This is a genomic window from Cryobacterium shii (assembly GCF_004402595.1).
Classification (GTDB): Bacteria; Actinomycetota; Actinomycetes; order Actinomycetales; family Microbacteriaceae; genus Cryobacterium; species Cryobacterium shii.
This window is the reverse complement of the sequence record NZ_SOFY01000043.1, coordinates 1-11194: the sequence shown is the minus strand read 5'-3', so window position 1 is coordinate 11194 and position 11194 is coordinate 1. Positions and strand designations below refer to the sequence as shown.

Genomic DNA, 11194 nt, shown 5'->3' with positions numbered 1-11194 from the left:
CCGACAAGGAGGAACCCACAACCGAACTCGGCGCCCTCAGCGCCTAGAAATCCAAGAATCACGCGGAAAACCCGTTACACCACACATTTGGACTTGACCGCCGGGGCAGTGGGCACCGCCGACCAAGCCAGTCGCCTAGCCCCCGGCTGGGTGTGCTCCGAGAGTGTCGGCATGAAGCTCTAGTGCACGGCTCTGAGCTTAAGTTGATCGCTGGCCGCGACCGATTGCCCGTTCGGTAAGGTGCCGGTGTCCGACTTTGCGGGGTGCGGGACCTGGCGTCACACGCAAGCCGAGCAGCTCCAATGAAGAAACTGTCGCTGACACCCCGTGCGCCGACCACGCGCGGTCAACGTCACGTAGGCAGTAACGCCCCAACCAATTCGCTGATCTTGGAGTGGTTTGTGGGAGATTCTGTCGTCGGCGTCCAGACAAGCACGGCTACGAAGAAGACTTGCTCGTTCCACGCTGAGAGCCGCCGTCCGCGAAAGCGTGGCGTGAATTGGCCGGTGATATAAAGTTCCCGATCCCCTCGTCTCAGACTACGCGGGCGTTCTGCCTGGGTTATCGCGTCACTGCTTTCCGCCGGAGGCAGTATCCCTTCCACGTGGAAATCGTTCGAGATCCTCACGTCTGACTATTGAAGGTGTTGCCGAGACTCCAGGCGTAAACACCCACACCGCCCCCCTACGTGTCAGGGTGAGTTGAGGCCAGTAGCTCAGAGCAAGTCCGCCGTTTGACGTAGGGCGAGAATCAGGAAGTCCCACCATGTCCAGCCCATCGTTGATCGCCGTGCGCGACGATAGTTCCATGATGAACAGCAGTTCCGGCCCCCGCGCGGGCGGTCCCACGCCCCGGCGGTCGTTCACGCCGCAGCAGAAACTCGACCACCTCGCCGCCTACGAGGACGCCATCTCGCGGAACGGGGGCGGCGCGTATCTGCGGGAGCAGGGCATCTATTCCTCGCAGATCACGGAGTGGCGAAAGCTGCGCGATGCGGGCGTGCTGCAGGGCAAGAAACCTGGGGAGAAGATCGGCCGGCTCATGCCCGATCAGGCCGAGATCGCCCGGCTCCGCCGCCAGCTCGATCTGACGGAACGGCGTCTGGAAACGACGGGGGTGGCGTTGGAGATCATGTCAAAAATGCACGAGCTACTCGAAAATCTTTCGAAGAGCTCGCGGGACGAAACACCGCAGACGAAACCGTGATGACCACCTACCGCGACCTGACCGGCCGCGGCGTTCCTACTCGGACGGCCGCCGGGCTGGTCGGGTTGCCGCGGGCGACCGCGACCCGGGCGCCCCGCACCCGGGTCGCCCGGCCAGTATTGGTGCCGGCGAACCGGCTCGATGTCCTCGAGCGGGCCCGGATCCTGGCGGTGGTGAACTCGGCCCGGTTCGTGGACTTGCCGCCGATCCAGATCTACGCGCAGCTGCTCGATGAGGGCGTGTATTTGGCGTCGATCTCAACGATCTACCGGGTGTTGGCCGAGAACAAGCAGGTCAAGGAACGCCGCCGCCTGGACCGTCACCCGGCCCGGGCGATCCCGGAACTGGTCGCCACCGGCCCCGGCCAGGTCTATACGTGGGACATCACCAAACTGCCCGGCCCGATCAAGGGCAAGTACTTCGACGCCTACGTGATGATCGATATCTACTCCCGATACATCGTCGGCGTGAAGGTCCATCCGGCCGAGTCCGCGGTCCTCGCCGCCGAGATGATGACCGAAACCTTCGGCATCCATGGCACCCCGCAGGTCGTCCACGCCGACCGCGGAACGTCAATGACGAGCAAGACCGTCGCAGCCCTGCTCTCGGATCTCGAAGTCACAAAGTCGCACTCCCGGCCCCGGGTCAGCAACGACAACCCGTACTCGGAGGCGTGGTTCAAGACGTTGAAGTTCGCCCCGGTTTTCCCGGAACGCTTCGCCAGCCTCGGCGACGCCAGACGGTTCATGAATACCTTCGTCGAGGGTTACAACCACACCCACCGGCACACCGGCATCGGGCTGAACACGCCTGCAGACGTCCACTACGGCCTCGCAGCCGGCAAAGCCGCCGAGCGGGCAGCGACCCTCGCCGCAGCCCGAGCCCGGAACCCGGAGCGTTTCAGCACCAACCTCGACCCGAAGATCCTCGCCACCCCCGACGCGGCCTGGATCAACAAGCCAGCCGACGCACAAGAAGAAGAGCCGAAACTAGCCGCCTAAACTCACGCTGGCCTCATTCACCTTGACAAATTCCGCCCCGCCAAACGAGTAGAACGACGCCGTCGCCACGCACCGCCGCCTCGATGCTGGTCGAGTCGGTTACTTTCGGATGCTGCAGACGAGAGTTCTCCCTGCGGGCCAGTCGCCAACGCGTGGACCTCTTGCCCACAGCTGCAGGACCAAATCGAATGTGCGCGAGTCCAGCACGGTATCAGAATGCGGCCTGTGGCTTCGCCCGAGCACGGCCACCTTGGAGGTGTGCACGGTCTTGTCCGGCGCACGTGGACTTTACCCAACGGCCCGCTGGGGACGCCGCATGTTGCTCGCATTGATCACCTTAAGGAAAGACATTGAGCCGCTCCGGCCGAGTTCCTCGGCCTTGGCGGGGCGTTCCTGTGCTCGACTGCGCCAAGCGCCCCCACCGACTCCTTTTTGCTCGATTCTCGCGCTCGGGGGAGGGGTACCGATCGGTCGTCAGGAACACGATGGAGCGAACCGGGCCGTGAGCCCTGCTCGCCGATAGCTGGCTCCATGACTCCGATTATTATCCTGGGAGTTGAAAAGGGATCACGAGCAGTTGCATCGCCGCGTAGCCACCTAGTCGTTCGCCCGCAGGGCACGTCTGCGCGGTAGCTGATTCAGAAATCCGTATTCGCTCAAACAAGCCGATTGCTCTGCTTGAACCGGTAAAAATCTCAGTCCTCCTGCCGTGCGTGCTACACCAACACGGGCGCTGACTTCCGCGTACTGCTCAGCCGAAGTCGAGCCTGCAGACGCCCATTAAGACGACTAGCGGGTCGCTCAATCAGGAACCAGCTCGCCATCGCCAACGGGATTGTGAAAAGACTCGCAACAAGCCCGAACCCGACCACCCCAAAGAACGAAAGGCCGGCGCTCGCGAGGATCTGCTGCATAGGAAACGCATAGATGTACATTCCGTATGAAAAATCGTTCCTGAACGCCAACCGCTGGTGACTCACCAGCCCGCCGAGGCCGACGAAACCATATGCGATTGCCGGGGCCGCCAGCAGGAGATAATTGGGAAGCCACGCCGCAGCGACCACAAGAGCGAACGCAATCGCAACGCCGCCCCATGACAGCCTGATTTTATTTTCATACTTTGACAGCAGGGCGCCCGCGATGAAGGTAAGTGCGAAGCGAAATGACGTGCCGAGGAGCTCAATCCCCGCGATCTCAATCAGGTGCACGAAGGTCGCAATCCAGACAAGTGCATACGCCCCCCAGAGCGCCCAGCTCCTCCGGAGAAGTCCTGCGACGCCGAGGGCCAGGATGGCCAGATAACACATGAACTCATATGCAAGCGTCCACAGTGAGCCGTTCCACGCGCCCTCGAATGGAACGTTGAGCGGAGTCCCCGCGATCCCAAACTGCACCATCCACAGCCCAGCATTTTTGACGACGTAGGTGATTGATTCGGGGGACGTGATCGTCCGAAGCGGGTCCCCCCCTGCGAACCAGGTGCCGAGTGGCGCGAAGATCAGGGCAGTAGCGATCAAGCACACCCAAAAGGCGGGCAGAATTCTCAATGTCCGTGCCACAATGAACATCCTGACGCGGGGGCTCCGTAGCCAACTCTTTGTGATTAGATACCCCGAGATAGCGAAGAACCCGTCTACGCAGAGATTTTCGAGCAGCTGCCGCGCTGGTTCGCCGCCTGCGAACTGAGTCCCAGTCAGCGGGAATGAGTGCCAAAAGATGACCCCGATTGCGAGCAGTAGGCGCAACGCGTTGAGCCCATTCGGTCGTTCTTTGGCGTAACTTTCCCCCAGCGTCATGCGTCTGAGCCTATAGCCCCGCGGCATCGCATCAATTCCCACAGAATCAGGTCGAGGGATACCTAGAGATCACCGAGTTCTCACTTGCGATCAGCCAAAGAAATACCGCCATCATGAAGGCGTCAAGCCACGCCAAGAAGATAGCCAGTACCGATCTGCCAATGAGCCAACGGCTTCCGTCGCTGCTTTGAGCCAACCGAAGAAACGTATCCAAACCTTAGTACCGTCCCTCGGTTGGCTGCGAAGAAGACCAACGGCGGAGTTGCAAGGAACCGGCGGACGAGACGGTCGGAGGCGAATGCGAAGGTTAGAAACGGTGCGCCCGTGAAAAAAGGAGCGCGCCGCACGCTGTCGTCTCGGTCCGCACCGACTGATCGACTCGCAATGTAGTTTAGTCAAGCTGGTCGAAAGCCGGAATGGTTGTCTCGCAGGGCGCGATGACTTTGAATGTGCAAAGCGAAATGATGGAGACCGACCCTGTCTAACTCGAAACCGGAGCGATCACGCAAACGTCGCCCTCAAATGGTGGTACTGGGAGACAGGCATTTCAGTGTCCTAGCGTCAATAATCCCAGTGGCGTCGAACCTAGCGATGACTCCATTATTGACCCGGGCACTCGGCACCACGGAATTCGGGCTCTGGGCCACCCTAGTAGCCCTGCTAGGTAGCGTCCAGCTAGTCGATCTCGGTGTTGGGTCATCCTTATTTCGGTTCATGGCGGTTGCGCAGAACAGAGATGGGCGATCGGGATGTACGAGGTACGTTGCCGCAGCCGTCACGTACTACTTCGTGTTTGGCGCTCTTTGTTTGCTGGTCATTCTCCCTTGGCACGCCTCCCTCTACGCGTTAATCTCCTCGAGAACATCATCACCCGATCAGACGGTTCTCGTCTTTCTTTGTTTGATCGTCCTAACCCCGATCGGAAACGCATTTCTAACGGCGCTGCAAGCTGTCGGGGACTTCAGACAGACAGCCTTGGTAATCCTGGTGAGCCAGGCAACCTACGCAGGAATCGTCCTTGTTGCGTCAATAATTCTTCATCTGACAGTCGCCCAGGTTCTGATGGCCCAGGCCGTCCAACTGTCCATCGTGATCTGTTACGCAGCGATCCGTTTACCGATCTGGAAGATCGACCGGTGGCTGACCCGGACAGAGATTCGTCAGTTCGGAACGTTCAGCTCGCGGATTTGGTTGACTAATCTTTCCGGTGTCCCGGTCCTCCAGTTGCCCATAATCGCAGTGACAGCGATAGCCTCCCCGACGGCCGCAGGTGTCTTCGGGCTCGCGGCAATGGTCGCGTTGGCCCTGCGAAACCTGCCCCTGATGTCAGTGGCACCAATCGTGCGCAGCCTCACTGGCACGAGACTGCAGATTATTGGCCGAAGCAAGCAGGCGGACAAAAGTTGGCGCAAGACGTTGTGGATATACGCGGTACTCGGAGTTGCTGGCATCGTGGTCGGAGTTCCGCTATTAGGCGGGCCGGAATACACCGCGGCCATAGCGCCAGCGATCCTGTTGTTTTGTGGGTACATCATTCAACTGAACGGGGCCATCGCGACGATTACTGCCCGGCAGCTTGGACTTACTAGAGTTGAGTGGCAGGCAAGTGCCATCGGGGCCGCAATTCACCTCGCCTTGCTTTGGCCAGCGATTTCCATAATGGGGATCTACGGTCCGGGGACTGTTCTCGTTATCAGCCAAGCCGTGACTTTGCTGTTGGTAAGACGTCAATTTCGCTCTTTTGTCAGGGCAGAAGTGCCTGCGATTCCAATCTCATGAATGCACATGGCCGGAGCCTTTGCGTGAAATCAATTCCAAAAAACAGGACAGATGCGTCATCGGTGGCAGTTATCATCGTCCACTACGGCGAACAGAGCCTGACTGAGCGGGCTATTGAATCGGTTCAGAAGCTGAACCCCGCGCCAGGTCAGATCTATGTCGTGAACAACGGCCCAAGCGATTGGGTCTGTCAGCCCATGAGCGCTGTCAGGGTCTTGGACAGGACAGAAAATTCGGGGTACGCCGGAGCGGTGAATGCTGGTGCAGCCGCAGCCAAATCAGCGGGCTTCAAGTTCATTTGGATTCTGAATAATGATGTCGTTGTCGACCATTCTTCAATTGCGCATTTTGTGCAGGCGTATGACGATGAGCCCCTGGTTGAGATTCTCGGATCGTACGTGATGCAAGGCGACTCGTGCTGGTTCGGTGGAGGGCGGATCTCGAGGCGAACTGGTCGAGCTACACACAACAACTTCGGGCTCCCGCTTGAGGAAATGGACGCGACCGGGCACTCTCCAACTGACTGGGTGAACGGGTGCAGCATGTTCATTCCACTCACAAGTTTCGAAAAACGAGGTTGGTTTGATGAGTTCTTTTTTCTGTACAAGGAAGAACTCGAGTGGCAGCTTCGCGCTCCTTTATTACGGGCGCGGGTGATTCACCTGCCACTCGTTGACCACCAAGTAGGGGCGACGACGGGCAGCACGGACGGACGGTTGGGCCGCGTGTTCATGGCTCGGAACGGATTGATTCTCGCAACACGCCAAGTAGGTGTCCATCGCGCAATGTGGCTGAGCACCTGGGTATGGGACTTCGTGTGCCGCCCGACGCTTCTTCTCCGTTGGCGCGAACTTCGCGACAACATGACGGGGGCAGCCTCAGCACGGACTGATCCACATGCCGTTCTCGCGAAACTGTGATTCTGTGAAGATAATTCAATATCTCCACACCACGCTGGGCGGCCATCGCCGTTACGTAATGGAACTCGCTGAGGCACTACAGGCTCTAGAAGATGTGGTCGTGATTACAGCCCACGGAGCACCCGAATCCAGAATCGTTCGACAACTTGACGTTCTCAAGGCCCCCGACCTTTCCAAGCTTGGTGCTCGCAGAATTCTTGATCGGATTTGGGTCTACCTGAGTCAGCCTCGCGCGTTCAAACGAGCGGCTCTGGCTGAGTTGGAGTGTGCCGGCACCGACGTTTGTCACTTCCAGGAGCTGCCATCGCTATTTCCTTCGCGCATCGTGCGTGCCGCCCGAAGGGCCGGCTACCGAACGGTGATCACAGTCCACAACGTTTCTCCCCACGAAACCTCAGGCCTCGTGTCGATGCTTATGCAATCCGCCAGGATACGAGCTTGGCGCTCAGCAGACCTGTTGATTGTGCATTCCAGCAATTTGGCCGAGGAACTTGTCAGAACAGCCCGGGTGAGTCCCGGGAAGATTTCGGTGGTCCGACACCCAATCTGGAACGCTGGCCGCCTCCTGAGAGTCGAGCGCCCAAGCGGATATCTATTCTTCGGACACTTGCGCGAGGCTAAGGGGCTCCCCCTCTTTATCGAAGCACTCGCGCTTCTCGGGAACCCACGTGCGTCAATAGTTGGGTCTGGGTCAGACCAAGTGGTGGACGCGGTGAGAGTCCAGCTTGCAGCCCTGCAGTTAACGAACTGCACATTCACCCCCGGTTTCGCAGTCGATGCTGATGTCCCACAAATATTCAGCCAACACCTAGTTCTGGTAGCGCCGTACCTCCATTTTCAGGCCCAGAGTGGCGTGACCCACTTGGCTGCCGCTCACGGATTAGCGACCGTTGTCACAGCGGTTGGCGGACTTCCCGACCTTGTACGCGAGTATGGAATCGGCGAGATCGCCTCGCCGGAGCCCGCATCACTTGCGACGGCGATGCGCCAGGCACATGACAAAGCGAGCAGAGGCGAGTACAGCTCAGGATTTGCCCGTTCCCGTCTTGAGTTGGCACCCGGGGCCGTAGCAAGGCAGCTCGTGGATACTTATAGGCGAGGGCAATGAGGCCCCCATTTAGCTTCAAGAAGATCGCTCTACAGACGCTAACTTTCCTATGCTTCTTCCCATATCCTTCCATCTTCAACCTGGGCGAAAACACAGGCGTTCAGCTCAATCAAGCGATCACCCTGCTGATCTTCGTATTCGCCCTGCCGATGGTTCTTCGTTCAAGGTCAACGCTGGCCTTCGTTCTCCTGCTACTTCCAGTGCTGATTTCACTAACCGCGCTCTCGCTTTTCGGTGCAAATATTGATTCGGCTCTGGGCGTTCGGGCTGCCCTGACCGTTTCTTTTGCTTTGCTGATTCTTCCGGTCGCGGGAATGCTCTTGCGAGACACCCCACCTGAGTGGTTGATCAAGCCAGTGGCCCTGGCAATCTGCATCCACGCGGCCGCAGGGGCATGGCAACTCTGGTCCTTTGCCAATGGTTCGTTTCCGTTCTTGGAGGTCCTAAATAATCCAAGCTTCGCTGACTTACAAGGAATCTCCTCGGAGTACGCGACGTACGTCAAGCGGCCATTTGGTCTATTTCCTGAACCCTCTGCAATGGCCGCAGCAATTGGGCCTTGGGTCCTCTTCTTGTTCTGGTACGGCCTTCGGCCAGAGGCAACGCGGAGAGTTCTTGCGCTTGCCGCGACAGCTGCCGGTACAGGGCTGATTCTTTTCAGTCAGACGCTTTACTCGGTTTTCTTGCTCCTTGGCGGTTTCCTCATTTTGCTCGCATACAGGCGTTCTAGCACGCGCAGATTCTCGCTGCTGGAGTTCGTCATTTGGGCGTTAGCCGGTTTATCCGTGTTGCTTCTGCCAATGATCAGCGCTGGGCGAATCAATGTAGTCGGGAACAACTCATCTCAATTGCGCTTCAGAAGTATTGTTGAGGGCCTCGCTCAACCCTTCGGGAATCTGGGTTCCCTACTGTTCGGCACGGGCCCTGGGCAAAGCGCACAAATTCTCGCTGATCAAGACACTGGGCTAGGCGCGATCTACTCCATTGTTGTGTTGGTTTTCGCAGAGGGTGGTCTTATCGCGCTCGTAGCCATGATCGTCGTAATAGGCATGTGCGTGCGAAGACGTGAACGACGCTTTCCAATGGCACTCCTGATTGGGTGGGTCGCCGGCGTTGCCTTCTCAACGAGCTACGTCGCACTGAGTCCGATCTGGCTTTTCTTGGCGCTGATGATTGAGGTAAGGCACAAAAATGAAGATAGTACACGTTATCCCGAACTTAGAACTGGGAGGAGCCGAACGTCTCCTCGTTTCTCTGGCACTGGCTCAACATGAAGGTCATCATGATGTCGAGGTTTTTACCCTCCTAGCCGCCGGTCGCCAAAAATCGATCTTGGAAGCTGCTGGAATCTCAGTGCGAGAGTTCGGGCTGGAGATTGTCTTGGCGCACAAGCTGAAAGCTCTGTTCAGCCTGCGCTCTGCTTTGCGAGCATCCGAGGCAGATATCGTCCATGCCTGGATGTACCACGCAGGCTTTCTATCGTCTCTTTTCGTTCGCGACAAGTCTCGCGTCATCATGGCCGTCCATCACACGAATCCGTTTGACACCGGGTTGTCACTACCAACACGCGCGATAGCCGGAGGCTGCCTAATCGCCAGCAGGGTATGCGGTGCGGTTGTCTATGTTGCTGATGCCTCGAAATACGCTCATGAGCGTGCGGGATTCACTCGCCGTAAAGGCACCATCGTCATGGTCGGTGCCGATAATTCAAAGATGGAGCCAGCCTCGAAGGCGGCGCGTGCCCTAGCCCGAGACAGATGGGCTCTTGCACGAGATGCAATCGTTGTTGCCCATGTGGCACGGTTTCACGCGGACAAAGACCAGGAGACTCTGCTGAAAGCGTTTTGTCTCGCGGTGAAGCAATTTCCGAACATGCGTCTTCTACTGGTCGGCCGTGGCCTTGAACAGGCAAATATGGAGCTAGTCGGACTGACCAAACGGCTTGGAATCCAGAACGAGGTGTCGCTCGTCGGCGAACTCGATTCGCCACTACAAGCGCTGCACGCATCTGACATTTTCTGCCTCAGCTCACGCACTGAGGCATTCCCTGTTTCTTTGGTGGAGGCATTACAGTGCGGCTTGACGCCCGTCGTGACAGATGTTGGCGCGTGCCGGGCAGTCGCAGGCAAGGTTGGTTTCATCGCACCTCCAATGTCGGCTCAAGGCCTTTCAGATGCGCTGTGCGCTGCCGCAGCGAGCACCACGTGGCCCACAGACCCTGCTATTCGCAGTCAGGGCTTACAGTACGGGTTGTCACGGATGTGCGACGAGTATCAAACACTCTATGAGGCGACGCTCACTGCCAGCCACCTCTGACTACTAACGCGGCGCAGGTCGCCTGACAACGCCAACTAAATCAGGGCCAGTAACGCCGACAACCGACCAGTAAGGGCGATTGCGGGAAGCTACTGTCAGCGCACCTCGAAACGTAGACCAGTAACACGCGGCGAGTTCTAGGGCGAATTCCAGCGGTCCTCGCGATACTGATTGGTTCGGTGGAGCGTAGTACGTCGGCGAGGAGCTGGGCGGGTCATCCGAGTCGCTTTCGGGGCCTGTTGTTGATCTTGATCGCGACAGCGGCGAGGTCATCGGGCGCTGTGGATGGCGAGGTCGGTGTGCTTGGGGAAGTACTGCCGCAGCAATCCGTTCATGTTCTCAATGGAGCCGCGCTGCCAGGGCTTGCCGGCGTGAGCGAAGAACACGCCGTCGGTGAAGAGGGACGCGATCTTGTGAGTATTTGACCCCTTGAGCGCCACCAGTTATTGCGGTTGAGCGCCACTGAATATTGCGTTTCAGCGCCACTGGGTATTGCCGGTGAGCGCCAGCGGTTCAGCTCGCGCTCACCGGCGTGGGTCACGCCGCGTTGTCCGCGGTGTGTTCGCGCATGTTGGTGCCGCCGGTCTCGATCCAGATCGTGCGGTGCACGATGCGGTCCATGATCGCGTCGGCGTGAACGCCGGAGCCCAGTCGCTGATGCCAGTCCTTCTTGGCGTACTGGGTGCAGAACACGGTCGAGGTGATGTCGTAGCGGCGCTCCAGGAGTTCGAGGAGCATGCTGCGGGTGTTGTCGTCCGGTGACGGCGCTCAGCGAAATTCCCCAGTCCTGCTCATCGAAGCTCCCCAGGTNCCGGTGACGGCGCTCAGCGAAATTCCCCAGTCCTGCTCATCGAAGCTCCCCAGGTCGCGGGGATAGATTAGCGGAAGTTTGTGCCCGTTGTCACGCGGCGGAGTTCGTTGGATTGGGCGGCGTGGTTGCGGAGCCGGTAGGAGCCGCCGTCGAGGGTAACGACGACGGATCGGTGCAGGAGCCTGTCGAGCATCGCGGCGGCGACGGTGGTGTCGCCGAGGATCTCGCCCCAGGCGCCGACGGGCCGGTTCGTGGTG

General features: G+C 58.8%; 8 protein-coding genes and 2 pseudogenes. 6 read left to right on the top strand and 4 right to left on the bottom strand.

Features of this window, described 5'->3' with window-relative positions; all coding sequences use genetic code 11:
• Positions 1-810 precede the first annotated feature (810 nt).
• Positions 811-2207, top strand: a protein-coding gene (locus tag E3O49_RS08330; protein ID WP_134451349.1) for an IS3 family transposase whose coding sequence is annotated in 2 segments (ribosomal slippage) — positions 811-1135 and positions 1135-2207 — 1398 coding nt in all. Because the reading frame shifts where the segments join, the coding sequence is not laid out codon by codon here.
• Between the two features lie 716 nt (positions 2208-2923).
• Here E3O49_RS08330 and E3O49_RS08325 read toward each other — a convergent pair.
• The gene (locus tag E3O49_RS08325; protein ID WP_160141062.1) at positions 2924-4003 is read right to left on the bottom strand and encodes an acyltransferase family protein; all 1080 of its coding nucleotides are present in this window, start codon (positions 4001-4003) and stop codon (positions 2924-2926) included.
• A 987-nt stretch (positions 4004-4990) separates the two neighbouring features.
• On the opposite strand from E3O49_RS08325, the gene E3O49_RS08320 reads away from it, so the two are divergent.
• The 5 genes from E3O49_RS08320 to E3O49_RS08300 are packed head-to-tail and all read left to right on the top strand — an operon-like array spanning position 4991 to position 10126.
• Positions 4991-5782, top strand: a complete 792-nt coding sequence (locus E3O49_RS08320; RefSeq protein WP_134451346.1) for an MATE family efflux transporter — start codon at positions 4991-4993, stop codon at positions 5780-5782.
• A 23-nt stretch (positions 5783-5805) separates the two neighbouring features.
• On the top strand, positions 5806-6702 hold the full coding sequence (locus tag E3O49_RS08315) for a glycosyltransferase family 2 protein (protein ID WP_160141061.1): 897 nt from the start codon (positions 5806-5808) through the stop codon (positions 6700-6702).
• Positions 6680-7810 carry a glycosyltransferase family 4 protein gene (locus tag E3O49_RS19020; RefSeq protein WP_134451342.1) on the top strand — a complete coding sequence of 377 codons (1131 nt, stop codon included), beginning with the start codon at positions 6680-6682 and terminating at the stop codon, positions 7808-7810. The genes E3O49_RS08315 and E3O49_RS19020 overlap by 23 nt, the downstream gene beginning before the upstream one ends.
• Positions 7807-9084: a hypothetical protein gene (locus E3O49_RS08305; RefSeq protein ID WP_134451341.1), complete on the top strand. Its 1278-nt coding sequence runs from the start codon at positions 7807-7809 to the stop codon at positions 9082-9084. Before E3O49_RS19020 ends, E3O49_RS08305 begins: the two co-directional genes overlap by 4 nt.
• Positions 9002-10126, top strand: coding sequence for a glycosyltransferase (locus tag E3O49_RS08300; RefSeq protein ID WP_134451339.1), 1125 nt, complete (start codon positions 9002-9004; stop codon positions 10124-10126). Before E3O49_RS08305 ends, E3O49_RS08300 begins: the two co-directional genes overlap by 83 nt.
• 214 nt (positions 10127-10340) lie before the next feature.
• Here the strand turns inward: E3O49_RS08300 and E3O49_RS17090 are convergent.
• The 3 genes and pseudogenes from E3O49_RS17090 to E3O49_RS08290 form a co-directional block, all read right to left on the bottom strand.
• Positions 10341-10491: pseudogene (locus E3O49_RS17090) on the bottom strand (transposase); the annotation flags it as partial.
• A 172-nt stretch (positions 10492-10663) separates the two neighbouring features.
• A pseudogene (locus E3O49_RS08295) lies at positions 10664-10885 on the bottom strand (ATP-binding protein); the annotation flags it as partial.
• 119 nt (positions 10886-11004) lie between these two features.
• Positions 11005-11194: ATP-binding protein (locus E3O49_RS08290; RefSeq protein WP_160141058.1), on the bottom strand; the 190-nt coding region annotated here is incomplete at its 5' end.

Bases quoted from the DNA above. Each gene is read 5' to 3' on its own strand.
- E3O49_RS08325 (WP_160141062.1), bottom strand. From the start codon at position 4,003: ATGACGCTGGGGGAAAGTTACGCCAAAGAACGACCGAATGGGCTCAAC.
- E3O49_RS19020 (WP_134451342.1), top strand. From the start codon at position 6,680: ATGCCGTTCTCGCGAAACTGTGATTCTGTGAAGATAATTCAATATCTC.
- E3O49_RS08305 (WP_134451341.1), top strand. From the start codon at position 7,807: ATGAGGCCCCCATTTAGCTTCAAGAAGATCGCTCTACAGACGCTAACT.
- E3O49_RS08300 (WP_134451339.1), top strand. From the start codon at position 9,002: ATGAAGATAGTACACGTTATCCCGAACTTAGAACTGGGAGGAGCCGAA.